This is a genomic window from Mycobacterium sp. NGS39 (assembly GCF_059812765.1).
Map to the genome: position 1 here is coordinate 32,186 of NZ_JCALDH010000012.1, position 22,936 is coordinate 55,121.

At 66.8% G+C, this 22,936-nt stretch carries 23 protein-coding genes and 2 tRNA genes; 10 read left to right on the forward strand and 15 right to left on the reverse strand.

Translation table 11 applies throughout. The features are described 5' to 3' along the window. Nucleotides 1–250 precede the first annotated feature (250 nt). The 3 genes from AC5Y39_RS16920 to AC5Y39_RS16930 all read right to left on the reverse strand — a co-directional run bounded on the left by AC5Y39_RS16920 (nt 251) and on the right by AC5Y39_RS16930 (nt 3,334). A complete protein-coding gene (locus AC5Y39_RS16920; RefSeq protein ID WP_500020056.1) occupies nt 251–1,954 on the reverse strand; it encodes a SelB domain-containing protein in 1,704 nt (567 codons plus the stop codon). After that, nucleotides 1,945–3,222 (reverse strand): L-seryl-tRNA(Sec) selenium transferase, encoded by a 1,278-nt coding sequence (selA, locus tag AC5Y39_RS16925; protein WP_500020054.1) that lies wholly within the window; start codon nt 3,220–3,222, stop codon nt 1,945–1,947. The genes AC5Y39_RS16920 and selA overlap by 10 nt, the downstream gene beginning before the upstream one ends. A gap of 17 nt (nt 3,223–3,239) precedes the next feature. Next, nucleotides 3,240–3,334, reverse strand: a tRNA-Sec gene (locus AC5Y39_RS16930). A 47-nt stretch (nt 3,335–3,381) separates the two neighbouring features. On the opposite strand from AC5Y39_RS16930, the gene selD reads away from it, so the two are divergent. Further along, nucleotides 3,382–4,374, forward strand: coding sequence for a selenide, water dikinase SelD (selD, locus tag AC5Y39_RS16935; protein ID WP_500020052.1), 993 nt, complete (start codon nt 3,382–3,384; stop codon nt 4,372–4,374). A 4-nt stretch (nt 4,375–4,378) separates the two neighbouring features. Here selD and AC5Y39_RS16940 read toward each other — a convergent pair whose 3' ends face one another. Then, nucleotides 4,379–4,873 (reverse strand): hypothetical protein, encoded by a 495-nt coding sequence (locus tag AC5Y39_RS16940; protein WP_500020050.1) that lies wholly within the window; start codon nt 4,871–4,873, stop codon nt 4,379–4,381. 241 nt (nt 4,874–5,114) lie between these two features. On the opposite strand from AC5Y39_RS16940, the gene AC5Y39_RS16945 reads away from it, so the two are divergent. Further along, nucleotides 5,115–5,315, forward strand: a complete 201-nt coding sequence (locus tag AC5Y39_RS16945; RefSeq protein WP_500020048.1) for a hypothetical protein — start codon at nt 5,115–5,117, stop codon at nt 5,313–5,315. 113 nt (nt 5,316–5,428) lie between these two features. Beyond that, nucleotides 5,429–7,795: a lysylphosphatidylglycerol synthase transmembrane domain-containing protein gene (locus tag AC5Y39_RS16950; RefSeq protein WP_500020046.1), complete on the forward strand. Its 2,367-nt coding sequence runs from the start codon at nt 5,429–5,431 to the stop codon at nt 7,793–7,795. 15 nt (nt 7,796–7,810) lie between these two features. Here AC5Y39_RS16950 and AC5Y39_RS16955 read toward each other — a convergent pair whose 3' ends face one another. Beyond that, nucleotides 7,811–8,611: a GntR family transcriptional regulator gene (locus tag AC5Y39_RS16955; protein WP_500020044.1), complete on the reverse strand. Its 801-nt coding sequence runs from the start codon at nt 8,609–8,611 to the stop codon at nt 7,811–7,813. 112 nt (nt 8,612–8,723) lie between these two features. Here AC5Y39_RS16955 and AC5Y39_RS16960 point away from each other — a divergent pair, with 112 nt between their 5' ends. Together AC5Y39_RS16960 and AC5Y39_RS16965 are read left to right on the forward strand one after the other, a co-directional pair. After that, a complete protein-coding gene (locus AC5Y39_RS16960) occupies nt 8,724–8,978 on the forward strand; it encodes a sigma factor-like helix-turn-helix DNA-binding protein (RefSeq protein WP_500020042.1) in 255 nt (84 codons plus the stop codon). Nucleotides 8,979–9,119: 141 nt separating this feature from the next. Then, on the forward strand, nt 9,120–9,704 hold the full coding sequence (locus AC5Y39_RS16965) for a VldE C-terminal domain-containing protein (RefSeq protein ID WP_500020130.1): 585 nt from the start codon (nt 9,120–9,122) through the stop codon (nt 9,702–9,704). On the opposite strand, the gene AC5Y39_RS16970 is transcribed toward AC5Y39_RS16965, so the two are convergent. Then, nucleotides 9,701–10,903 (reverse strand): cytochrome P450, encoded by a 1,203-nt coding sequence (locus tag AC5Y39_RS16970; RefSeq protein WP_500020040.1) that lies wholly within the window; start codon nt 10,901–10,903, stop codon nt 9,701–9,703. The genes AC5Y39_RS16965 and AC5Y39_RS16970 overlap by 4 nt on opposite strands. 12 nt (nt 10,904–10,915) lie before the next feature. Then, the gene (locus tag AC5Y39_RS16975) at nt 10,916–11,701 is read right to left on the reverse strand and encodes a spirocyclase AveC family protein (protein WP_500020038.1); all 786 of its coding nucleotides are present in this window, start codon (nt 11,699–11,701) and stop codon (nt 10,916–10,918) included. 231 nt (nt 11,702–11,932) lie between these two features. On the opposite strand from AC5Y39_RS16975, the gene AC5Y39_RS16980 reads away from it, so the two are divergent. Both AC5Y39_RS16980 and AC5Y39_RS16985 read left to right on the forward strand, forming a co-directional pair. Continuing rightward, nucleotides 11,933–12,583, forward strand: coding sequence for a TetR/AcrR family transcriptional regulator (locus AC5Y39_RS16980; RefSeq protein ID WP_500020128.1), 651 nt, complete (start codon nt 11,933–11,935; stop codon nt 12,581–12,583). Nucleotides 12,584–12,741: 158 nt separating this feature from the next. Further along, the gene (locus AC5Y39_RS16985; protein WP_500020036.1) at nt 12,742–13,077 is read left to right on the forward strand and encodes a DUF732 domain-containing protein; all 336 of its coding nucleotides are present in this window, start codon (nt 12,742–12,744) and stop codon (nt 13,075–13,077) included. Between the two features lie 80 nt (nt 13,078–13,157). On the opposite strand, the gene AC5Y39_RS16990 is transcribed toward AC5Y39_RS16985, so the two are convergent. Both AC5Y39_RS16990 and AC5Y39_RS16995 read right to left on the reverse strand, forming a co-directional pair. After that, the gene (locus AC5Y39_RS16990; protein WP_499905967.1) at nt 13,158–13,472 is read right to left on the reverse strand and encodes a DMT family transporter; all 315 of its coding nucleotides are present in this window, start codon (nt 13,470–13,472) and stop codon (nt 13,158–13,160) included. Continuing rightward, nucleotides 13,469–14,104 carry an FMN-dependent NADH-azoreductase gene (locus tag AC5Y39_RS16995; RefSeq protein ID WP_500020034.1) on the reverse strand — a complete coding sequence of 212 codons (636 nt, stop codon included), beginning with the start codon at nt 14,102–14,104 and terminating at the stop codon, nt 13,469–13,471. The genes AC5Y39_RS16990 and AC5Y39_RS16995 overlap by 4 nt, the downstream gene beginning before the upstream one ends. Before the next feature lie 84 nt (nt 14,105–14,188). Between AC5Y39_RS16995 and AC5Y39_RS17000 the strand changes: the two genes are divergently transcribed. Then, nucleotides 14,189–14,773 carry a TetR/AcrR family transcriptional regulator gene (locus tag AC5Y39_RS17000; RefSeq protein WP_500020032.1) on the forward strand — a complete coding sequence of 195 codons (585 nt, stop codon included), beginning with the start codon at nt 14,189–14,191 and terminating at the stop codon, nt 14,771–14,773. A 34-nt stretch (nt 14,774–14,807) separates the two neighbouring features. Here the strand turns inward: AC5Y39_RS17000 and AC5Y39_RS17005 are convergent. Further along, nucleotides 14,808–14,893, reverse strand: a tRNA-Tyr gene (locus AC5Y39_RS17005). Nucleotides 14,894–15,027: 134 nt separating this feature from the next. Here AC5Y39_RS17005 and AC5Y39_RS17010 point away from each other — a divergent pair. After that, nucleotides 15,028–15,519: a YajQ family cyclic di-GMP-binding protein gene (locus AC5Y39_RS17010; protein ID WP_500020030.1), complete on the forward strand. Its 492-nt coding sequence runs from the start codon at nt 15,028–15,030 to the stop codon at nt 15,517–15,519. Between the two features lie 329 nt (nt 15,520–15,848). Here the strand turns inward: AC5Y39_RS17010 and AC5Y39_RS17015 are convergent, their stop codons facing one another. Beyond that, the gene (locus AC5Y39_RS17015) at nt 15,849–17,345 is read right to left on the reverse strand and encodes a sensor histidine kinase (protein WP_500048267.1); all 1,497 of its coding nucleotides are present in this window, start codon (nt 17,343–17,345) and stop codon (nt 15,849–15,851) included. Then, entirely contained in the window at nt 17,342–18,115 is a 774-nt protein-coding gene (locus AC5Y39_RS17020; protein ID WP_500020026.1) for a response regulator transcription factor, read from the reverse strand. Before AC5Y39_RS17020 ends, AC5Y39_RS17015 begins: the two co-directional genes overlap by 4 nt. 282 nt (nt 18,116–18,397) lie before the next feature. Here AC5Y39_RS17020 and AC5Y39_RS17025 point away from each other — a divergent pair, with 282 nt between their 5' ends. Then, the gene (locus AC5Y39_RS17025) at nt 18,398–20,650 is read left to right on the forward strand and encodes a SulP family inorganic anion transporter (RefSeq protein WP_500020024.1); all 2,253 of its coding nucleotides are present in this window, start codon (nt 18,398–18,400) and stop codon (nt 20,648–20,650) included. Here the strand turns inward: AC5Y39_RS17025 and AC5Y39_RS17030 are convergent. Genes AC5Y39_RS17030 through AC5Y39_RS17040 form a run of 3 tightly spaced genes read right to left on the reverse strand, consistent with a single transcriptional unit; the run spans nt 20,637 to nt 22,911 of the window. Next, a complete protein-coding gene (locus AC5Y39_RS17030) occupies nt 20,637–21,074 on the reverse strand; it encodes a lipoprotein LppJ family protein (RefSeq protein ID WP_500020022.1) in 438 nt (145 codons plus the stop codon). The two genes, AC5Y39_RS17025 and AC5Y39_RS17030, sit on opposite strands and share 14 nt — an antisense overlap. Beyond that, nucleotides 21,071–22,294 (reverse strand): alpha/beta hydrolase, encoded by a 1,224-nt coding sequence (locus AC5Y39_RS17035; RefSeq protein WP_500020020.1) that lies wholly within the window; start codon nt 22,292–22,294, stop codon nt 21,071–21,073. Before AC5Y39_RS17035 ends, AC5Y39_RS17030 begins: the two co-directional genes overlap by 4 nt. Next, nucleotides 22,291–22,911, reverse strand: a complete 621-nt coding sequence (locus AC5Y39_RS17040) for a class I SAM-dependent methyltransferase (protein WP_500020018.1) — start codon at nt 22,909–22,911, stop codon at nt 22,291–22,293. Before AC5Y39_RS17040 ends, AC5Y39_RS17035 begins: the two co-directional genes overlap by 4 nt. Between the last annotated feature and the right edge of the window lie 25 nt (nt 22,912–22,936).

The window sequence follows — 22,936 nt, forward strand, 5'->3', positions numbered from 1 at the left end:
CGATTAGCGCACCGAAATCTACGACCGACTCTAGGTGGTAAGCCGCCTGCTCTTGCTGAATTCGGCGCGTCAAGGACGTTCCGGGCATACATGCGTGTGCCCGCCTCTTAGCGACAAGTAGCTGACCCGGGCGGATAGAGCCGCGCCGCCGCCGTCGACGGTTCTCCTGCTATGCCGCTGACCTGGTCACACGCGGTTGTCGCTAAGAGGCGGGCATGACGGTCCCCGGCCGAATTTTCCGACGCGAAACTCAGCGCAGGGTGCCCATGACCGTCCGCGTGCCGTCGTCGTCACGCCGCGTGATCCGGCGGGCGTCGAGCTGTTCGAGTAGCGGCACGGCCACTCGCCGGGTGGTGTCCAGAGCACGACGGGCCTCGCTGACCGTGAACGGTTGCGGCAGCGTGCGCAGCATCTCGGCCGCCCGGTCGAACACATCGGGTCCCAACACCACGCCGTCGCCAATGCGGGTCAGCCGCCCAGCGCGCACCGCCGCAGCGAGTTCCTTCGGACCGAGACCGAGCCCGGCGAGCTCGTCAGCCTCCGGCGCGCGAAACGGTTTTTCGCTCAGCCGTTCCTCGATGATGCGCACCGCCTTGTCGACCCCCGCAGGCAGCCCGATCCCCGGCTTGCGGACTCGACCATCGGCAACCTCGAGCCCAGTGCCCTCCACCAGCGGGGCGACCAGCTCAGCGGCGGGCAGATCCAGGCGCTGGCGCAAGGTCTCCAGCGGCATGCCCGCCGCAAGATCGTGTTCGGCAGACCAGCTTTCAAGTGCCGCCATGAGATCACTCCGCCGTCCGGCCCACCACTGCGGGTCCACAACCCAGTCACCGACGCGCTGCCCTGCAACGGGAAAACCCATGGCGCGCAGCTCCTTTGCGCGGGCGCAGGCAGGCGGATCGACCCGACCGCGGGCCAGCTCTTCGGCTCGGGCACGCGCCGCCCCACGGCGGCGCAGCGGCGCCGGCCGCACGTCGAGCACCTCGATGCCGGCGGCGATCCGGTGCTCACCGGGATCACGCAACAGCCCGACGTCGCCGATTCGCAACGGCAACGGCCTGGCCAATCGAAGCCTCGCCGCCGCGCCGAGCGGACGTACGCGCACCGGCACGTTCGCAGAACCGATGTGCAACACCAACTCTCGATGCAGTTGCCCCGGCTTGCGCAGCGCCACGTCGATCTCGGCGGTGTCCAACCATGCGCCCGGGGTGCGAACCGCGTCGCCGCGTCCGATGTGCTGACGATCGACGCCGCGCAGGTTCACCGCGACACGCGCGACCGCTGACACCTCGGTTTCATCGCGGCCCAGCGATTGCAGCCCCCGAACCGCCAGGCGACGGCCCGCGTGCTCGAGTTCGTCACCGACTCGGATGGTGCCGGCAGCCAGGGTGCCAGTGACGACGGTGCCCGCACCGCGCACGGTGAACGAGCGGTCCACCCACAGCCGAACGTCGGCGTCGCGGTCCGGCGCCGGCAGCTGGTCCACCAGTGCCGCCAACTCGGTACGCACCTGCGCGAGGTCGGTGCCCAGCGCAATCGGTGCATGCGCGAGGGCCGTGTCCGAAAGTCGTTGCTGCACTTGGTCTATCACCGGCACCGGGTCGGCGAGGTCGGCCTTGCTGATCACCACCACGGCATGCCGCACGCCGAGCGCGTCGAGCGCGGCGAGATGCTCGTCGGACTGCGGCATCCATCCCTCGGTGGCCGCGACGACGAACATCACGGCCGGCACCGGGCCCACGCCGGCGAGCATGTTCGCGACGAACCGCTCGTGCCCGGGCACGTCGACGAACGCGATCTCCCGGCCCTCGATCGAGGTCCACGCGAACCCGAGATCGATGGTCAACCCTCGACGTTGCTCCTCGGCCAGCCGGTCGGGCCACATGCCGGTGAGCCGCTGCACCAGCGTGGACTTGCCGTGGTCGACGTGCCCGGCCGTCGCTACTACGAACACGCCCTGACCGCCGCGAGCAACAGTTCGTCGTCCTCGGGCGCAACCGTGCGCAGATCCAGCAGGCAGCGGCCACCTTCCAACCGCCCGACGACCGAAGGCGCACCGGTGCGCAGCGGCGCCGCGTACCGCTCCGGCAGGCTCACCCCGGCGCTCGGCAGCTCCACCCCCGGCGCCCCACCGCCGCCGACCGCGGCGATGCAATCGACGGCTTGCGCCTCGGCAAGCTGTGCGGCCAGGTGCTCCGCGCGCCGCCGCAACGACGCGACGTCAACCGAGAGCTGCTCGACCACCGGCGGCGGCGGACCCACCAGCGTCGCTTCCAGCGCAGCGAGCGTCAGCTTGTCCACGCGCAGCGCCCGCGCCGCCGGGTGGCGCCGCAGCCGCTCGATCACGCCGGCCCGGCCGAGCAACAGTCCGGCTTGCGGTCCGCCTAGCAGCTTGTCGCCGCTGGCGGTCACCAGATCGGCACCGTCGCGCAAAACCGTTGTGGCATCAGGCTCGTCGGGCAAAAGAGGGTGTGGCGCAAGCAGCCCCGAGCCGATGTCGACGACGAGCGGGACGTCGACCTTGGCCAACTCGCTGACCGCAACCGCCGACGTGAAGCCGGTGACGTGGAAATTCGACGGGTGCACCTTGAGCACGAAGCCGGTGTCGGGGCCGATCGCGTCGGCGTAGTCGCGCAGGCTGGTGCGGTTGGTGGTGCCGACTTCACGCAGCCGCGCCCCGGTGGACTCGAGCAATTCGGGGATGCGGAACCCGTCGCCGATCTCGACGAGCTCGCCTCGGCTGAGCACGATCTCCTTGCCGTCGGCCAGGGTCATCGCGGTCAGCAGCAGGGCTGCGGCGTTGTTGTTGACCACGTGCACGCCCTCCGCGGCCGGTACCGCGCGGGCAAGTGCGGCCAGCGCGCTGCGGCCGCGGTGCGCGCGACGGCCCGTGGCGAGGTCGAATTCGACGTCGGTGGCCCGGCCCGCGGTCACCACCGCGTCCAGCGCGGCCTGCGACAGCGGTGCGCGCCCGAGGTTCGTGTGCACGACCACGCCGGTGGCGTTGATCACCGGCCGCAAGCTGGTCGCACTTGTCGGCAAGCCGGCCACCGCGGCGTCGGCGACCTCCTCCGGAGTAATCTGTCCCGCACGTGCGCGCTCCTGAGCTTGCGCCACAACGGTTTTCACCAAGGCGCGACCCAGCACCCGGGAAGCCTCGGCGAGCCGCGGATCGGCCAGCAGCACGTCGGTGCGCGGCACGCGCCGCCGCGGGTCAGCCATCGACGGCCTCTGGACTGTGGCGGAGGCGGACGGGAATCGAACCCGCCAGCGACAGAACCTGCCGCTCAACGATTTTGAAGACCGCGCCGGCCACCAGACCGGATACGCCTCCCTGGGCCATGACGCCATCATGGCAACTCGGTAGGGCAGCATGGAACAGTGGCCTACCGATTGACCCAGTACGCGCACGGCGGCGGCTGTGCCTGCAAGATCCCGCCCGGCGAGCTGGAAGACGTGGTTCGCGGACTGTCGACATCCGCGCCGCGGGATCCGGCCGGCGAGCTGCTGGTCGGCCTTGACAGCGGCGACGACGCGGCCGCGGTGCGGATCGAAGGTAACGTGGCGCTGATTGCGACGACGGACTTCTTCACCCCGGTGGTCGACGACCCGTACGACTGGGGCCGCATCGCGGCGACGAACGCGCTGTCGGACGTGTACGCGATGGGTGGCCGCCCGGTGGTGGCGGTCAACCTGCTGGGCTGGCCACGCGACGCGCTGCCGTTCGAGCTCGCCGCCGAAACTCTGCGTGGCGGACTGGACGTGTGCAATGCCGCCGGATGCCACCTGGCAGGCGGACACAGCGTCGACGACCCCGAACCCAAGTACGGGCTGGCCGTCACTGGCATCGCGGATCCGAACCGATTGCTGCGCAACGACTCCGGTAAGCCCGGATTGCCGCTGTCGTTGACCAAGCCGCTGGGCATCGGCGTGCTGAACAGCCGTCACAAGGCGACCGGCGAGCGGTTCGATCAGGCGATCGACGCGATGACCACGCTCAATGCGGACGCGGCCAGAGCCGCACTGCAGGCCGGTGTCGAATGCGCCACGGACGTCACGGGTTTCGGGTTGCTGGGCCATCTGTACAAGCTGGCGCGGGCCAGCGGTGTCACCGCGGTGATCGACGCAGCGGCGGTGCCGTACCTCGACGGTGCCCGCGACGCACTGGCGGCCGGCTACGTCAGCGGCGGGACCCGGCGCAATCTCGACTGGGTGGCCCCGCATGCCGACTTGTCAGCGGTCAGCGAAGAGGAGGCGCTGCTGTTGGCCGATGCGCAGACCTCCGGCGGGCTGTTGATCGCCGGCGAGATTCCGGGCGCACCCGTCGTCGGCGAACTGGTGCCGCGCGGCGAGCACGCGGTCGTGGTGCGCTGACGAACTAAGGACGGCAGCCCAGCGGCTGCGGCAGGCGGGTGATCATCACGCCGCCGTCGGTCAGCGAGACGCCGATGGTGTCCGCGGCCGATCCCCACGCCCACGTGGTGATCGCGTCGCTCAACTCGCCGCACCACGGCATCCCGTTCAGCGGCGCGTACGTCGGCAACTCGGCGCGCATCTGCGCGACCAGCTCATGATGGCTGCCGGGCACCTCCCAGAACTCGAAACCCGGCGGTGTCGGCCGCTTGCCGACGTAGGGCCGCGCGCCCACCGGCAGCGTGACCTCGGGCACCAACTGCGAACGCGGACCGCCGAGGTCGGGCAGCGGCGAAGCGGCGGTCGTGGCGGCAGGCGACGCGGTTGGCTGCGACGGCGGCGTGGTCGCGACGAGTATCCCGACGATCAGCGCGCTGACGGCCGCCGCGACCGCTCCCAGCGCGAGCCAGCCTCGCCCGGACAATGGCGGGTGGGGCGTCTGCGGTTCCGGCGTCGTCATCGTTCCCCCTGTCGCCAACCTAGGGACGCATACCTCCGCTATCCGACCACAGTTGACGTTGCACTGGAGACCGGACGGTCAAATTGCCCTGTTCGCGGCGCATCCGCTGCATTTCTGCCAACCCTGGACAACTTTCTGCCAACCCGGAACTAAAAGTTTCGGGCGCCCTGTTTTCAGGATCGACCGGCCAAGAGAACCCACCGAAGTCGGTCAGCAGACGAGCACAGAGCGAGGCACGACAATGAAGAAGAACGTCACATTCGCCACGATCGCAGCGAGCGCGCTGGCCGCGCTGTCCATCGGACTGGCTGCCCCGGCCGTGGCCGTCGCGCCGGCCGACAACGGGCAAGACACGGTCGGCGTCGACACGAACAACTACCCGACGAATGCGCAAACGCCTTACGGCACATACCAGAACCCGCACAAGAGCGGAGCACACTGACACTAGCCATTCGCGGAACAACGGGCGCCTAAAAAGGCGCCCGTTGTTTCGTTATTGGTCGGAGTGGTGAGGTTAAGGCGCGACCGGGCGGCGGCCGAGCGCAGAATCGGAACATGCGAGTTGACGGGCGGGACGTCACCGTTTCGGGCAGCTTGCTGCAACCGTTGACGCGACGGACCAACGACATCCTGCGGCTCGCGCTGGCCACGGTGTTCCTGGCGATCGTGGTCACGGGGTCTCTGGTCACCCGCACCGAGTGGATGGCGTTGGAGAAGTCCATCTCCCGGATCGTCGGCATTCTGCCGCCCGCCCAAGCCAATTTGATCTATCTGGTGTACGGCTTCGCGATCCTGGCGTTGCCGTTCTTGATCCTGGTCGGGTTGATCGTCGCCCGCCAGTGGAAAATGCTCGGCGCGTATGCGGCGGCCGCGCTGATTGCTCTGCTGGCCCTGTCGATCACCGGCAACGGCATCGCCGCGCCCCGATGGCACTTCGACGTGTCCGAGAAGCTCGACACCACCCTGTCGCAATTCCTCGACGACCCGCGGTGGATCGCGATGCTCGCGGCGGTGCTGACGGTCTCGGGTCCTTGGCTGCCCAGCCGGTGGCGGCGCTGGTGGTGGACACTTTTGCTGGCCTTCGTGCCCATCCATCTTGTCGTCAGCGCCGTCGTGCCGGCGCGTGCGCTGCTGGGTCTGGCGGTGGGCTGGTTCGTCGGCGCATTGGTGGTGCTCGTCGTCGGTACACCGGCGTTGGAAGTGCCGCTGGACGGCGCCGTGCGGGCGTTGGCTCGGCGCGGATTCCATGCCACCGCGCTGACGGTGGTGCGCCCGGCCGGCCGCGGACCGCTCGTGTTGTCGGCGGCGTCGTCGGAACCCGGCACACCCGCGATCGTGGAGATGTACGGGCCGAACCAGCGCAGCGGCGGTGCGCTGCGGCAGCTGTGGCGCAAACTGAAGCTGCGCGGGAGCGAAACCGCGCCACTGCAGGCCTCGATGCGCCGCGCCGTCGAGCACCGCGCGCTGATGGCAATTGCGATCGGCGACATCGGCATCGCCAACACGTCCGCGGTCGCGGTCGCGGAGCTCGATCGCGGATGGCATCTTTACGCCCACACGCCCGCCCGGGGCCGCCCACTTGACGACGCGATTCCCGTTGACCGCGTGTGGGATTCGCTGCATCAGCTGCATGACCAGCAGATCTCGCACGGCGACTTGCGGCGCAAGGAGATCACCGTCGAGGACGGCACCGTGCTGTTCGGCGGATTCGGCCGCGCAGAGTACGGCGCCACCGACGCTCAACTGCAATCCGACATCGCGCAGCTGTTGGTCACGACGACCGACATCTACGACGCCAAACGGGCGGTGGGCGCGGCGATCGACGCGTTCGGAAAGGACACGATCCTCACGGCGTCGCGCCGGCTCACGAAATCGGCTGTGCCCAAACGGCTTCGCACCTCGATCACCGATGCGGGTGCCGTGATCTCTGCCGCCCGCGACGAGGTGAAACACCAGACCGGCGCCAACCAGATCCAAACCGAGACCATCACCCGGTTCACCCGCCGGCAACTCATCCAATTGGTGCTACTGGTGGCCTTGGTGTACGTCGCATACCCGTTCATCAGCACCCTGCCGACGTTCTTCTCCGAGTTGCGGACCGCGAACTGGTGGTGGGCGCTACTGGGTTTGACCGTGTCGGCGCTGACGTACATCGGCGCAGCGGTGGCGTTGTGGGCGTGCGCCAACGGGTTGGTGAGCTTCCGGCACCTGGCGATCATGCAGGTGGCCAACACATTCGCCGCCACCACCACGCCGGCCGGCGTCGGCGGGCTGGCGCTGAGTACCCGCTTCCTGCAGAAGGGCGGACTCGGCGCGGTGCGCGCCACTGCCGCGGTGGCGCTTCAGCAGTCTGTCCAGGTGATCACCCATGTCGGGCTGCTGCTGTTCTTCAGCGCCGCGGCGGGCGCGTCGACCGACCTCTCCCACTTCGTGCCGTCGGCCACGATCCTGTACCTGATCGCCGGTCTGGCGCTCGGTGCAGTGGGCGCCTTTTTGTTCGTGCCCCGGCTGCGTAAGTGGCTGGGGACGGCGGTGCGGCCGCGTCTCGAAGAGGTGGGCGCCGACCTGGTCGACCTGGCTCGCGAACCGAAGCGACTCGCGCTGATCGTGTTGGGTTGCGCCACAACGACTCTCGGCATGGCGCTGGCGCTGTGGGCGAGCGTGGAGGCCTTCGGCGGTGGCACCACGTTCGTCACCGTCACCGTGGTCACGATGATCGGCGGCACGCTGGCGTCGGCGGCTCCCACACCAGGCGGTGTCGGCGCCGTCGAAGCCGCGTTGATCGGCGGGCTGGCCGCGTTCGGGGTGCCGGCGGCCGTCGGGGTGCCGTCGGTGCTGCTGTACCGGGTGCTCACGTGCTGGTTGCCCGTATTCGTCGGTTGGCCGATCATGCGATGGCTCACCGACAAGGACATGATTTGACAGCCGCATCGCCACTCACCTGCGTACGTCGTGCAGGATCGCCATGTTGGGCACGGTCTCGAGTTCTTCGACGGAGTGGCTGAGCAGAATGCGGCTTCGGTTGGGCGACAACAGGATCGACAGGTGATGGTGCGGCCGGTCGTCGTGCGTGAACGAGATGCGGTCGATCCGGATGATCGGCGCGCCGATCGCGACGTCGAGCAGGCGCGCGTTGCGGGGGTTGGCGATCTCGGCGCTGAACTCGTGCTGCATGCGGGTGAATTTGACGCCCGCCTCGGCGAGAAGCTGAAACATCGGCGTGTGCGCCATCTTCTCAGCGGTGACAGTTTTGGCGAGATCGGCAGGCATCCAGGCCTCCGTGACCATCAGCGGTTCGCGGGTGCGACGCGCGCGCCGGACGGCGAGCACGTACAGCGCGTCGCCGGCCAGACCGATTTTGTCGGCGATCACCGGCGGGGTGGTGCGGACGCCGAAGTCGATGACTTCGACGCCGGATTCGAACTGGATCCGATGCATCTCGTCGTCGTAGAACCGGCTGGCCGTGGGCTCGTCATGCGAATCGCGTTCGCGCACAAACGATCCCACGCCTTGTCGGCGCATGATATAGCCCTGGGCCGCGAGATCGGCCAATGCGCGCCGGACGGTGATGCGAGAGACACCGAACTGGTCGCACAGTTCCTGCTCCGTCGGCAGCGGGTCGCCGGGGGCGATGGCACCGCGAGCGATCTCGTCGTGCAGCACCAAGAACAGTTGCCGGTGCAGCGGCACCCCCGCTCCGGCACGGACCAAGACGGGTGTGTTGCGGGTCTCGTCCACGGCTCCCTTTTTGCCCTTGCCGTCCATTAGTTGTCTTATTACTATAACAACAATATGTCTTCCGCGGCTCGTAGAGAAGTACCTGAGTGACCGTCACCCAGGAAGTAGTCCGATGGCCGACGCCCCGGTGAACCGCGAGATCTTGCTGAAAGCGCTCGCTCGGCTCAGCGCCGACCAGCGTGCGGTGATCGACCGGTGCTACTACGGCGCGCAGACGGTCGCGCAGATCGCCGGCGAGTTGAAGCTCGACGAAACCACGGTGCTGTCCCGGCTGCACTACGGGGTGCGCGCCCTGCGCTCGTCGCTTGGCGAGTCGGGAATCACCGGCGCGCTCGGGCCGCCGCCGGACCAGCCGGCGTCGCCGTAGATAACGTCCTGGTCACGACCGCGAAGAACGCCATATCGGGTCGCCGTCGGCAGTAAAGTCCTGCTCGTGGCCACGAACCCGTTTGCCAACGCCAGAGGGCGGTGGCTGGCGTTCGGGGTTTCGCTCGCCGTGTCTGCGGCCATGTTCTACAGCCAAGGCAAGGAGACGCACTGCTGCGCCGCGTCACCTGCAGCGGTGCCGACTGCGGCGGCGGCGGCGCCGGCGGCTGCGCCCCGGGTCGCCAGCCCCGAGGAGGCGCAACTGCTGGCGGCCAGCGCGCCGATCTCAGCCGCGGACTTGCAGTTCGCACTGCCTCGCGGTGTGGCCCCCGAAGACGGCCTGCAGGTGCACACCATCTGGGTCGCGCGGGCCATCAGCGTGATGTTTCCCGAGATCACCACCATCGGCGGCTATCGACAGGATCCGCTGAAGTGGCATCCCAACGGCTTGGCGATCGACGTGATGATCCCCAACCACCACTCGGCGGAGGGCATCGCGCTGGGCAACCAGATCGCCGGCTTGGCGTTGGCCAATGCGCAACGGTGGGGCGTGCTGCACGTGATCTGGCGCCAAGGGTTCTATCCGGGCATCGGGGCGCCGAGCTGGACGGCCGACTACGGCAACGAGACCGCCAACCACTTCGACCATGTCCACATCGCCACCGACGGCGGCGGATATCCGACGGGCCGGGAGACGTACTTCCTGACCTCGATGCGGGCGGGCTAGCCGGTCCTGACCGGAAGCTGTGCCCAACCGCGAACGCTCGACGTCCGCGCGCGCCGCGCGTTGTCGTAGTCGACCTCCCAGTCGGTCCACCGCTTGAGCACTTCCTCCAAGGCGACTCGTCCTTCGAGGCGTGCCAATGCCGATCCCAGGCAGAAGTGCAGGCCCTGCCCGAAGCTCAGATGCGCGGCCTTGCGGTGGATGTCGTAGCGGTCGGGGTCGCTGTATCTGGTCTCGTCACGATTGGCCGACCCGTTGAGCAGCAGCATGTACGAGCCCTCCGTGACGGTGTGCCCGTACAACTCGACGTCGCGGGCGACGTAGCGGGCCTGCACGGGTGACGGGGGTTCGTAACGCAGCGTCTCTTCGACTGCCGACGGAATCAGCGAGGGGTTTGCGACGAGTTCGTGGCGCTGGTCGGGATGTTCGCCGAGCAGTTGGCCCATGAATCCGATGAGCCGAGCGGTGGTTTCGTTGCCGGCCCCGGCGATCATCGCGGTGTATGCGAGCACTTCGGTCCGTTCGAGCCGACGCCGCGAGCCGTCTTCCTCTTCCACCTCTGCGTTGAGCAGCTCGGTCATCAAGTCGTCAGAGGGATGCGTCGACCGCCACTCGATGTACTCGGCGAACAGCGCGATCGCGTCCTGAAAGACCGTCGGGCTGAGATCGCCGACATTTTCTTCCGAGTCGACGGTGATGCTCTTGTCGTTGCGATCGCGGATCTGCTGCTGTGCCTCTTCGGGGATGCCCAACAGGTAGCCGATGGTGCGCATCGGCATGATGGCGCCGAGATCCAGCACGAAGTCGAATCCGTCGGCGTCGCGCAGCGGATCCAGTGCGCGAGAACAGAATCCGCGGACCAGGTCTTCGACCGCCATCATCCGCCGCGGCGTGAAAACCCGGGACAACAACCGGCGGTGCAGGTCGTGCAAGGGCGGATCCTCGAACAGCAAAATGCCCGGCGGCACTTCGAGGCCGCTGAACAAGATGTCAGCCGTCGTGCCGCGTCCCGACCGATACGTCTGCCAATCGGGAAGCGCACGCGCCACGTCGTCGTGACGACTCAGCGCATAGAAGTTGTACTTGTCGTTGTAATAGAGCGGGGCTTCTGCGCGCATTCGCTTCCACACCGGATAGGGATCGTCGTCGATGTCGAAGTCGAACGGGTCGTAGTACAGTTCCGCAGTCTGCTTGGTGCTCACTGATGCTCCTCCCTACCGGGGTTGGTCCGGAACTCCGGGGAACAGCTGCACGGTCGGTCCCGAGGTGACCCAGCCACCGAGCTTCGTCACAAGGTGTGGGGCAAAAACGGCGCCGTAGACGAGGTTTCCGACCACGACGACGGCCACGATCGACAGGATCGACGACTGGACGCGGCTGTGTGAGACCTTGTCGGCCCACATCTCGATGACGTTTCGTCCTTGCGCATCCGTCCGCCCGAGAAGGTAAGTGAAGACCATCATCTGAATCCCCATCGCCAGCGCGTCGTAGATCGGGTATTGATGCAGCGTGCCCTCGAACAAGCCGAGGCCCGGAATTACGTAGGCGTAGTAGAAGACTCCGAGCCGGGCGCCCAGGCCGGCGTTGAATATCAGGGCCCAGCAGAAGCCGACGACCAGACCGACTGTGAGAAGCGTTATTGGCCTGCGCCAGTTGAACTTTGCGCTCAGCCGACGTCCGAGTGCCGCACCTGTCACGGCGGGCAGGCAGAAGTAGCCGATGTAGCCGATCGGAACCGACGACGGCAGGCCGCCCCAGGTCATGTTCAACGGCCACCACGAAGGCATGCGTGGCAGCGCCGGCGGGAATTGCGCGTACATCGCCCAGTCGTACGGCGCCTCGATCCACGAGAACGAGATCGCCGAGATGCACAGCAGAAGCAGAGGGTGCAGGCGTCGGCGGCGAATGCTCAGGTACACGCCGGCGACGAGGAAAAGGATGCCGCTGGCCCAGCCGAAGATGACCGCAGCCGTGAGCAACGGAGTCAGCTCGGTGTTCACGGTTCGCGCTTTTCCTTTGTGCCACTGCGTGCTTCGGGATCGAAGTACACGACCAGACCGAAGATGAGGACGATCAGGCCGAACAGCGTGCCGAGCATGATCACCGCTCCCACAGCCACGCCCCTTTCGTCGCTCACGGTTTATAAAAGTGAACACTATTCTAACGGCCTCGGTCAAGACCGCTATCGTGGAAGCCGTCAAACCGCTGAGCGCGGTTCAAGGAGTGAGACCGTGGCCCAGCGACGTTCGATTGACAAGACGCCGGTTCAGGCGATCCGCCGGCCCCGCGGCGAACCGCGCAGACTTCTGCTCGATGCGGCACGAGAACTGTTCGCCCGTCGCGACTATCGGAGCACGACGACGCGCGAAATCGCCGAGGCGGCCGGAGTCAGCGAATACCTGCTTTTTCGCCACTTCGGCTCGAAGGCCGGCCTGTTTCGGGAAGCGCTCGTCTTACCGTTCACCGGCATCGTCGACGAATTCGCGCAGACCTGGCAGTCGGTGGTCCCCGAGCAGACCGACGAGGAAGAGTTGGCGCGTCATTTCGTCGAGCAGCTCTACGACGTGGTCGTCGAACACCGGGGTCTGCTGCTGACGCTCGTCGCCTCCGAGGCGTTCAGCGAGGAGGAGATTGCCGACGCCGGCATCGCGGACATCAGACGGGCGCTGGCGTTGCTCAGCCGAATCGGCGCTGAAGGCATGCGATTGCGGGGTATGCGGTCGAGCGAGGCTGACCTGCCGGCGCATTCGACGGTGGCCATGATCGTCGGCATGGTGGCACTGAGTTCGACGTTCTTCGGAGCGCACCAGCCGTCGCGCGAAGCGATCGTCAACGAACTGGTTCAGGCGGTATTGCACGGCTTCCTGCACCGGCACGACTGAGGGGGTATGTCGCGCCGCCTTCGCAAGAGCCGAGACCCGTTGTGCCCGCCTCATAGCGACAAGTAGGGGCGCTGATCCAGACGACGGACTACCCGACCGGCCGGGGAACCACTAACTTGAGTTCATCAGCGGCGGGTGCAAGTGATCGAGGAGTCGCCATGACGTTCGCGTATCAGGACATCGCCAAGCTCGTGGGCATCGCGACAGCGGCAGCAGCACTGGGGCTGGCCACCGCGACGGGCGCGGCCGCTGACTCTGACGACGACGCGTTCCTGCGCGCACTCAATGCCGACGCACTGTCCTTCGACCTGCCGCAGGTAGCGATCCAGAAGGCCTACGTGGTCTGCCAGGCATTTTCAGCAGGCGCATCGCCGGCGGACATTCTGAGCAAAATGCAGACCACGTTGCCGATGACGCCACGCCAGACGGCGATATTCATGACCAGGTCCGTGCAGGTCTACTGTCCGCAGTACGGTAGCCAGCTGTCCGGCTGAAAAGCTCCGCGGACCGGTGGCAGGTGCAGCGTTCTGCATCAGGCGCAGGGCTAGTTGTTGCGCGGCGCCGACGCCTCGAATTACGCAGTTCTGAGAATCAACACACCACCGACCACCAACGCTATGCCGGTCAGCCGAAGGGCCGTGACCGGATCACCGTACAAGACGATGCCGAGGAGGACGGCTCCTGTCGCACCGACGCCGGTGAACACCGCGTACGCCGTTCCCACCGGGATGCTCTGCATCGCGAGGGTCAACGGATAGACCGCCGCGACCGCGAGCAGGAAGCACAACAATGTCGGCAACGGCCGGGTGAAGCCCTCGGTCGGCTTGATGCTCTGCGACCATGCCACCTCTGCCAGCGCGGCGGTCAGCAGCCACGCCCACCCGCTCATCGGGCACCTGCCAACGTTGCGGCGAGCTGGTGCGCCAAGCGTTCGGCCCGTCTCGCAGCTCCCGCCAGATCCGGCCCCGGAAAGGTTGGCTGCAGGCGTATTTCATGAATGTCGGTGATGCCGCAGTACTGCAACCACCACCGCAGATACGTGGACTGGTGGTCGGTTCCAAACGTCGGCGGCACGCCCGGCGCGTAGACACGGCTGGTGTAGACGGTCACCGCACGGCGTCCGGCGAGCAGGCCCCGGTATCCGGTCGCCGGGTCGAACGTGAACGCGATGCCCGGCTGGGTCACTGTGTCGACGAACAGCTTCAGCGACCACGGAATTGCACCGTTCCACATCGGTACGGCGAAAACCAGCGTGTCTGCCGCCTGCACGCGCGCGGCGATGTCGAGGACCGCGGACCAATCCCGTGCCGCCTCATCGGGCACGGCCTGGCCCGCGATCACCGCCATCTTCGCCGCGACATGTCGCTGGCCGAAAGGCGCGATGTCGGTGAAGGTGTCGAGCCGGTCCACCTCTGTGTCGGGCTCGTGCTCACGGTAGGCGTTGACGAACGTCTCGGCGAGCCTCAGCGAATGAGATTCGTCGCCACGGGGCGACGCATTGACGAGCAGTACGCGGGCCATGTTCGATCACTCCCTAGTTGCGGAACAATGTTCCTTACCACAAACGCGCAGATGCGGAACGCTATTCCGCAATAGGATGCGAGCATGGACGGGTGGCGACCGCAGCGCGAAGCGGCGGCGCGCAACGAGGCGAAGGTGCTGAACGCGGCGCGCACGCTGTTGCGCTCCCCCGACGGCGGCAATGTCGAGATGCGCGACATCGCACGAGCGGCGGGTGTCGGCGTCGGCACTTTGTACCGGCGGTTCGGCGACAAGGCCGGACTGCTGGCCGCGGTGGTCGGCGAAGACGAGAGGACGCTGCAGGAGGCGGTGCTGACCGGTCCGCCGCCGCTCGGCCCCGGCGCGGAGCCGGCGCAGCGGTTGGCTGCGTTCATCGACGCGCTGGTGGCGCTTACCGAACGCAACCTCGGCGCGCTGCTGGTGACCGACGCGACCCCGCCCGGGCGGCTGAAGATCGGCGCTTATCAGGGCTGGCGTCTACACCTCGTGACGCTTTTGCGTCGGCTGCGAGACGACTTCGACGCCAAGGACGCTGGCTGGCACGCCGACGTCCTGCTCGCGACGGTCGATCCGCAGCTATACGCCTACCAGCGGCAAGAGATTCGGCTGAGCAAGCGGCGTATCGCGGACAACGCCAAGGCGCTCGCCGCTGCGATCGCGGGCGACTGAGTCCAAGGACTCAACTATGTCTTGACACATCAGATGGTGGCAGGTGCAGGATTCGAACCTGCGTAGGCGTAAGCCGACGGATTTACAGTCCGCTCCCATTGGCCGCTCGGGCAACCTGCCGTGGTGCGAATAGCAGGGTACAACGAGCACCCTCGAGACTGAAAAACCACGCACCTGCCTTGGCCCTTCGGATCGCGTGCGACGAAGATGAACCTCACGACCACACCGGCAGAACTCCAGGAGGACCGGATCCCATGGCGGATTCATCGTTCGACGTCGTCAGCAAGGTGGACCGGCAAGAAGTCGACAACGCGCTGAACCAAGCCGCTAAGGAGCTGGCCACCCGCTTCGACTTCCGCGGCACCGACACCAAGATCGCGTGGAAGGGCGACGACGTCATCGAGATCACCTCGTCCACGGAGGAGCGTGTCAAGGCCGCCGTCGACGTCTTCAAGGAAAAGCTCGTCCGCCGCGACATCTCGATGAAGGCCTTCGACGTCGGCGAGCCGCAAGCCTCGGGCAAGACGTACAAAGTCAGCGGCACCATCAAGCAGGGCATCTCGAGCGAGCACGCCAAGAAGATCACCAAACTGATCCGCGATGAGGGCCCGAAAACCGTCAAGACGCAAATTCAGGGCGACGAAATCCGCGTCAGCAGTAAGAAGAGAGACGACCTGCAGGCGGTCATTTCCCTCCTCAAAGGAGCCGACCTGGACGTCGCCCTGCAGTTCGTCAATTACCGCTGACGCGGAAATAGCCGCTAACGACGCGACGCCGATTGCTGCGGCGTGTCGTTCTGATATGTGCCGTATGGCGTTTGCCCTGGTACAGCCCATGAACCATGCGTGTTCGCACCCCGCGTGTCAGGCCCGAGGTCCCCTGGTCCTGACGGGCCCGCAGCGGCCGGAGCGGCCAGTGCCAGGAACAATGCGGACAACGTGGCGCCGGTGAGGACAGCCATTTTTGTACGCCTCATTTCGGTCCTCCTGATTGCGTTCATAACACCAGGTTAAAAGCGCATTGACGCACCTGCGAGAAACTCATGTGAAATACAAAGAATGGCGCCCGATGCTATTTACGTGATTCCGACGGCCGCCTGGGCAGAATCCACCGCGACATCGTCGACCAGCGGAAGCCGCACCCGGAACACCGTTCGGCCCTCCGCCGACTCCGCGGTCACCGAGCCCTGGTGAGCCTCGACGATCGACGCGACGATCGCCAGTCCCAAACCCGTGCTGCCGGAGTGGTGCGACCTCGCCTTGTCGGCCCGCACGAACCGCTCGAACAGATGAGGCAACAACTCGGGATCGATGTCGGGCCCGTCGTCGGTGACGGTCAGCTCCGCGTAGTCACCGTCGCGCGCGATCGCCGTCGTCACCGTCACCCCGGCAGGCGTGTGCACCCGCGCATTGTTCAACAGATTGCTCACCAACTGATGCAGCCGCGCCCGATCACCACGAACCCACACCGGGTCGTCGGGCAGATCGGTCAGCCAGCGGTGGCCCGGACCCGAAACCGCCGCGTCGTTCACCGCATCGATGGTGAGATCGACCAAATCGACGATGTCGGTTTCCAGGTCATGTCCTTCGTCGAGGCGTGACAGCAGCAGCAACTCCCCCACCAGCGACGCCATCCGCCGGGCTTCGGCCTCGATGCGCGCCAGCGCGTACTCGGTGGTGGGCGGGAGCTCGGCGCTGTCCTGGCGGGTCAGCTCGGCGTAACCCTGGATCGCCGCCAGCGGCGTGCGGAGCTCATGACTGGCGTCGGCGAGGAACTGCCGCATCCGCCGATCCGATTCCGCGCGTTGCGCCAGCGCCGAGTCGACGTTGGCCAGCAGCCGGTTCAACGTCTCGCCCACCATGCCGACTTCGTTGTCCGGGTCGGTGTCGCGCTCGCGAACCCGCGCGGTGATGCGGTGATCGTCCAGCGGCGCCTTCGCCGCCTTCGCGGCAGTGGCTGCGACGCGGCGCAGTGGGCGCAAGGCATGCCGCACGACCAGGAATGTGGCACCCGCCGTGACCAACAACGCGACGACGATCAGCGCGCCGGTGACCACCATCTTCTGCCTGACCGCGTCGTTGGCCTCCTCCAACGACACCCCCGACACGATCACGCTGCCGTCGCCGATACCGCGGCTTTGCATCCGATACGAGCCCAAACCGGCCAACTCGACGGTTCGCGGCGGACCGTCCGACCACGACTGCGCCTTGATCTCGGAAACCACGTCGGACGACGCGGGCACCGGTTCACCGTTGGAAAAGACCGCGGCCTCGACGACGTCGCCGTTGCGCAGGACCGCGATCACGTTGCCTTCGGCATGTCCGACGAACGCCGCCAATGGTTCCTCGGTGCTGGTGATCGTGATGCGCTCGGCGGTCACCTTGTCGAAGGACTCGCACACCGCGGCCAGCGACCGCGACACCTCCGAGTCGACCATGCCGGTCACATAGCTGCGCAGCACGAGCACCGACACCGCGCCGACCGCCAGCAGCACCACCGACACGACCGCGGTCACGCCGATGATCAGCTGTCGCCGCAGCGACCGCGGCCACCACCTGCGGACGGCACTCATCGGGGCGGGCGCAGCATGTACCCCACACCGCGCACGGTGTGGATCATCGGCTCACGGCCGGCGTCGATCTTCTTGCGCAGATAAGAGACGTAGAGGTCGACGATGCTCGCGCGGCCTCCGAAGCCGTAGTTCCACACCCGATCGAGGATCTGAGCGCGGCTCAGCGCCCGCTTCGGGTTGCGCATCAGATACCGCAACAACTCGAACTCTGTGGCGGTCAAGGCGATCGGCTCGCCGCCGCGGGTGACCTCCCGGCTCGCCCCGTCGAGCACCAGATCGCCGACCTTGAGCACTTCGTCTTCGGGAGCCGCCGTGACGTTGGATCGCCGAAGCAGCCCGCGAAGCCGCGCGACGAGCTCTTCGAGGCTGAACGGCTTGGTCATGTAGTCGTCGGCGCCCGCGGTGAGCCCGGTGACCCGGTCGGTCACGGAGTCGCGTGCCGTCAGGAACAGGATCGGCGTGTAGGTCTCGCCCTCCCGGACCCGATGCAGGATCTGCATGCCGTCCATGTCGGGCAGCATGATGTCGAGAACGAGGATGTCCGGCTCCATCTCGTCTAACTTTCGCACCGCCTCCTCGCCGTCATGCGCAACGTCGACGGTCCAGCCCTCGTAGTGCAACGCCATCTTGACCAGGTTGGTGAGCGCCGGTTCGTCGTCGACAAGAAGGACGCGGATCGGTGAGCCGTCGGCGCGATGCATCCTGGGCAGCTGCCCCAGGATCGCTTGGCGAGGGCGTTGGTTTCGCGCGGGCACAGACAGCGTCGTCATGATTCCATAGTCCAGATCGCATATGTGACTGTCACGTCCTTCATAGAGTTTTCCTATCTGCGCTGCTCACACCCGGACTCATTTGCGGTCTTGTGGCGCGGGCCACATGAATCGCTTTCTGCTTCAAAGGGATTCGAATGGTCACGAACATATGACCTTCAAAGATTTGCATCTTCTATGCATTCGGTCTGATCGCTTGATCCGCCTGGACCACGCAAATACGTTGCGTAGCAAGCATTTAGTGACCCTTCCCTGCTACGAGCGGAGCAAACCATTCACACCATGGAAGTGACGGAGAACCAAGCCGCCGTCACCAAGAAAGAACCGACGCGACTCGACCGGCTGCGGCCGATCCTGCGCTACGACGTGCCGGCGTCGCTGGTGGTGTTCCTCGTCGCCCTGCCACTGTCGCTCGGCATCGCCGTCGCATCAGATGCGCCGGTGTTGGCCGGGATCATCGCAGCCATCGTCGGCGGCATCGTCGTCGGCGTTCTTGGCGGCTCGCCGCTGCAGGTCAGCGGCCCGGCCGCGGGATTGACCGTCGTCGTCGCGGGCCTGGTCGCCGAATTCGGCTGGGCGGTGACCTGCGCCATCACAGTGGCGGCCGGCGTGTGCCAAGTTCTGCTGGGCCTGAGCCGAGTGGCCCGCGCGGCGCTCGCGATATCACCTGTGGTGGTCCACGCGATGTTGGCCGGCATCGGGATCACGATTGCGCTTCAGCAGGTGCATGTGCTGCTGGGCGGCAGCTCGCAGTCGTCGGCCTGGACCAACGTGGTCGAGCTACCACGCCAGCTGCTCAACGTGAACCCAGCCGAGTTGTTCATCGGTCTTCTGGTGATCGGGACGCTGGTGGCGTGGCGCTGGGTGCCGGGGTGGCTGGGCAAGGTGCCGGGGCCGCTGGTGGCGGTCGTGGGCGCGACGGTCATTTCGGTGGTGTTCGCGTTCGACGTCGAGCGGATCAAGCTCGACGGTTCGCTCGTCGATGCGCTGTCGCTGCCGAGTCTGCCCGACGGCCAGTGGGGCGCGTTCGCGGTCGGTGTGCTGACGATGACGCTCATCGCGTCCGTCGAGAGCCTGTTGTGCGCGGTGGCCGTGGACCGCATCGGCGGCACCAGCACCAACTTCAACCGGGAGATGATCGGTCAGGGTGCGGCCAACATCGCCTCCGGCACGCTGGGCGGTCTGCCGGTCACCGGGGTGATCGTGCGCAGCTCGACGAACGTCGCCGCAGGCGCTCGCACCCGGGCCTCGGCGATCCTGCACGGGGTGTGGGTGCTGCTGTTCGCGCTGCCGTTCGTAAGCCTGGCCGAGCAGATCCCGCTGTCGGCGCTGGCGGGACTCCTGGTGGTCATCGGCATCCAGCTGGTCAAGTGGGCTCACATCGAAACAGCTTTGCGCACAGGCGATCTCGCTGTCTACGTCGTGACGATCCTCGGTGTCATCTTCCTCAACTTGCTCGAGGGCGTGCTGATTGGGCTCGCCCTGACGATCGTGCTCACGGTCTGGCGGGTGGTGCGCGCGCAGATCCACGCCGAGCAGATCGGCGACGACGAGTGGCGGGTGTCCATCGACGGTTCGTGCAGTTTCCTGTCGCTGCCACGCCTGACCGCAGTGCTGGCCTCGATTCCACGCGGCGCCGCGGTCGACGTCGAGCTGTCGGTGGACTTCATCGACCGCGCGGTCTACGAGACGATCGAGGAGTGGCAAAAACGCCATTGCGAGGCCGGCGGCACCGTACGCGTGCACGACGTCGGTGCCGTCGACGTCTCCGACGCGGTGGCCGGTCCGCCGGCTCGCGGGTTCACGCCCATCGACAAGAGATCCGGTGTGGCGCCGTGGAGTTCATGGCAGCCGTCCAATTCCAACGGCAACCGCAACGGTGCTCGTCCCGTGATGCACGGGCTGGCGGTGTATCACCGCCGGACCGCGCCCTACCTTCGCCCGCACATGCGCGAACTCGCCCACGCCCAACGGCCCGAGACGCTGTTCATCACGTGCACCGACTCCCGGATCGTGCCGAACGTCATCACCAGTAGCGGCCCGGGTGACTTGTTCACCGTCCGCAACGTCGGCAATCTCGTTCCCGCCGGGCGTCAGGACCCGTCGATCGAAGCGGCGATCGCATTCGCGGTGGAAAAGCTGCACGTGTCCTCGATCGTGGTCTGCGGCCACTCGAGTTGCGGCGCGATGAATGCGCTTTTGCCGCAGAAGAATTCGGAGTCAGGCCCGGACGACGAACCACTGCACGCGTGGTTGCAGCACGGCCAACCCACGCTGGCCGCGTTCGCCGACGGCCGTCATCCCGTCGCACAGTCTGCGGCCGCCGCCGGCTTCGACACCGTCGACCAGCTCAGCATGGTCAACGTCGCGGTGCAGGTGGAAACACTGTCGGAGCATCCGGTGGTCAGCCGGGCGCGAGAAGAGCGCACTGTCAACGTGATCGGGCTGTTCTACGACATCCCGAGTGCCGGGGTGCTGAGGGTGACGCCGGCGGGTGTGGAGGCGCTCGCCGACGCGGGCGTCAACGGCCACTGAGCTGCTCGCTGACGTCGACCCCGACCGTCTTGCCGTCGTGCCGGTGGTCGGTCATGTTGCGGCACTCACCGGAGACCTGCACCGAGCCGCGGACGATGTTGCCGGAGGCATGGCAGATGACCGCCATCACGGCCGGGGTGTGCACAGCCTCCCCGAACGGGCACTTGCCCGGCGGCGGCCCCTCCGTCCAGCCGTTCTCTACCAGCGCCCGCGCGATCCGGCGGAAGTAGTCGGCAGGGTCGGTGCCCGCCGGTACCGCGAAGCTCATCTCGACATGGCCTCGATACGGCGGGCGGCCCTGGTCGTTGCACGACTCGAACGTGAACGCACCGGTGACGTCAGCCAGGTTCGCCGCCCGCACGATCTCGCGGGCGGCGTTGAGCACCTGGGCCATCGCCTGCTCGTCGGTCAGCGGTTCTGTCATGACGCGTCCTCCCTGCCCCGCCCGGCTTCCGGATCGATGTAGGCCGGCACCCCCGGGATCCGAGTGTCGATGTGTGGCAGACGAATTGGGCCGATCCAAGGCAGCGTGATCTGGCTCGGCGTGCTGATATGCGGCTGGCGCCGTCCTTCCGCCAGCAGGTTGTCGCGGGCCAACGCATCGGGGTGGCCGGTCACGATGTGGACCATGCTGCGCAGCGCCTCGCCGCCCAAGTCGTAATAGTGCGAATGGTTGCGGAAGCTCAGCCCGTCACCGCCGGGCACCTCGGCGTGGAACCGGATCGCGCCGAATCCGTCGCCCGCGGGATCGGTACCCAGGCCCGCATATCTGCCGAACGGGTATCCGAGTGCCTCGTTCAACTCGTTGGGGACACCGCCCGCCTCACCGAGCCAGCTGATCGGATCCGATGACGCCGAGCCGACGTATACGTGACCATTGACGTGAAAGTCGTTGGCCCTGTGCGCCAAATCTGTTCCAGGACAACCGAGCAGGATCACGTCGTCGGCGTGAGCGCCGCTGCCGGCGAATGCGTCGGCAACAGTGGTCGCCCCGTACGAGTGACCCAGCACGGTTACATGAGCCGGGGCGCCCACGTGAGTCGCAGCCAGTCCGTTGACGTCTTGTGCCAGCCGCGCACCTCCCTGACGAGCCAGCCACGGTGACGCCACCCGGGCGTCGTCGTAGCCGTCGGGGGTGTCGTAACCCATCCAGGCGATCACCGACAGGTCGTCGTCGGGGTGGGCGGCCTTCGACTGGTCGTAGAGATTGATCGCGTCGTTGTGGCCGCCGTGCAGCCACCCGCTGGCGACGCTGCTGCCCGCACCCGGCACGATCACCGCGATGTCCTCGGCGTGATCCGGGTCGCCGATCGCGATCGCTGCGCGGCCCTGCCCGCCAAACGCCAAGGGCTCGTACGCCCACAACAGCACCGGGCGTGGATTGCCAGGGTCCGCGCCTCTGTCATGGTCGAGGCCCATGGTCACCTGTTCGGCGTTGCGGTGCCGAACGTCATCGTCGGGCCGATTGAGGTCGTCGGCCAGGACCGCGCGGTTGATCTGGTCGCGCGCTTGTGCGGGAATGCCGTTGAGATTGCCCAACTCTGGCGGATGTGCAGCGATCAGTTGATCCTGCTGGTCGCGACTCAGCGAGTTCCACCAGGCGGACACCTCGTCGGCGTTGGCACCGGGCGGCGGCTGGGTCATCGCCGACGCAGGACCATCACGTTGTCGGTGAGCACGGCGGGTTCGCCGTCGGGACTGACAGTTTGGCGTTCGACGGCTTGGACCCTGACCCGATCCCAGTGCTTTTCGTCGAGTTGCAGCGACTCGACCACCTCGTCGGCGGTCGGGAATTGGTGGTCGTGCATCTTCGACGCCCACGGCGGGGCGGCGGCATGATCCACAATGAGCAAGGTGCCGCCGGGCTTGACGGCCTGAGCCGCGCGGCGCAACAACGACACCCGGTCCATCGGAGTCCGAGAATGCAAGAACTGGGCCGACACCAAGTCGAACTCGCTATCCGGGAAGCTCTCGGTGAGGTCGCGCCGCTGAAAGTCAATGCGGCTCTTCACATTTCTAGCTTCAGCGTCAGCCATGGCCCGATCCAGCGCTGTCGGCGAAATGTCCACCGCCGTTACCTGCCAACCCTGTTCGGCCAACCAGATCGCGTCGGCGCCCTCTCCGCAGCCCAGGTCGAGTGCGCGTCCGGGCGTCATGGCCGTGGCCACCTCGGCCAGCCGGACGTTGACCCGACCGCTCCACACTCGGTCGCGTTCGCCGTAGAGCTCCTCCCACGCGCGCTCCGCGTCAGTCATCGCCATACCGACCACCTTGCCACGACGCGCA

Excerpts from the sequence above, each read along its gene's own strand:
- selA (WP_500020054.1), bottom strand. The coding sequence starts at position 3,222 with ATGGCTGACCCGCGGCGGCGCGTGCCGCGCACCGACGTGCTGCTGGCC.
- AC5Y39_RS16940 (WP_500020050.1), bottom strand. The coding sequence starts at position 4,873 with ATGACGACGCCGGAACCGCAGACGCCCCACCCGCCATTGTCCGGGCGA.
- AC5Y39_RS16945 (WP_500020048.1), top strand. The coding sequence starts at position 5,115 with ATGAAGAAGAACGTCACATTCGCCACGATCGCAGCGAGCGCGCTGGCC.
- AC5Y39_RS16950 (WP_500020046.1), top strand. The coding sequence starts at position 5,429 with ATGCGAGTTGACGGGCGGGACGTCACCGTTTCGGGCAGCTTGCTGCAA.
- AC5Y39_RS16960 (WP_500020042.1), top strand. The coding sequence starts at position 8,724 with ATGGCCGACGCCCCGGTGAACCGCGAGATCTTGCTGAAAGCGCTCGCT.
- AC5Y39_RS16965 (WP_500020130.1), top strand. The coding sequence starts at position 9,120 with ATGTTCTACAGCCAAGGCAAGGAGACGCACTGCTGCGCCGCGTCACCT.
- AC5Y39_RS16985 (WP_500020036.1), top strand. The coding sequence starts at position 12,742 with ATGACGTTCGCGTATCAGGACATCGCCAAGCTCGTGGGCATCGCGACA.
- AC5Y39_RS16990 (WP_499905967.1), bottom strand. The coding sequence starts at position 13,472 with ATGAGCGGGTGGGCGTGGCTGCTGACCGCCGCGCTGGCAGAGGTGGCA.
- AC5Y39_RS16995 (WP_500020034.1), bottom strand. The coding sequence starts at position 14,104 with ATGGCCCGCGTACTGCTCGTCAATGCGTCGCCCCGTGGCGACGAATCT.
- AC5Y39_RS17000 (WP_500020032.1), top strand. The coding sequence starts at position 14,189 with ATGGACGGGTGGCGACCGCAGCGCGAAGCGGCGGCGCGCAACGAGGCG.
- AC5Y39_RS17010 (WP_500020030.1), top strand. The coding sequence starts at position 15,028 with ATGGCGGATTCATCGTTCGACGTCGTCAGCAAGGTGGACCGGCAAGAA.
- AC5Y39_RS17015 (WP_500048267.1), bottom strand. The coding sequence starts at position 17,345 with ATGAGTGCCGTCCGCAGGTGGTGGCCGCGGTCGCTGCGGCGACAGCTG.
- AC5Y39_RS17020 (WP_500020026.1), bottom strand. The coding sequence starts at position 18,115 with ATGACGACGCTGTCTGTGCCCGCGCGAAACCAACGCCCTCGCCAAGCG.
- AC5Y39_RS17025 (WP_500020024.1), top strand. The coding sequence starts at position 18,398 with ATGGAAGTGACGGAGAACCAAGCCGCCGTCACCAAGAAAGAACCGACG.
- AC5Y39_RS17030 (WP_500020022.1), bottom strand. The coding sequence starts at position 21,074 with ATGACAGAACCGCTGACCGACGAGCAGGCGATGGCCCAGGTGCTCAAC.
- AC5Y39_RS17035 (WP_500020020.1), bottom strand. The coding sequence starts at position 22,294 with ATGACCCAGCCGCCGCCCGGTGCCAACGCCGACGAGGTGTCCGCCTGG.
- AC5Y39_RS17040 (WP_500020018.1), bottom strand. The coding sequence starts at position 22,911 with ATGGCGATGACTGACGCGGAGCGCGCGTGGGAGGAGCTCTACGGCGAA.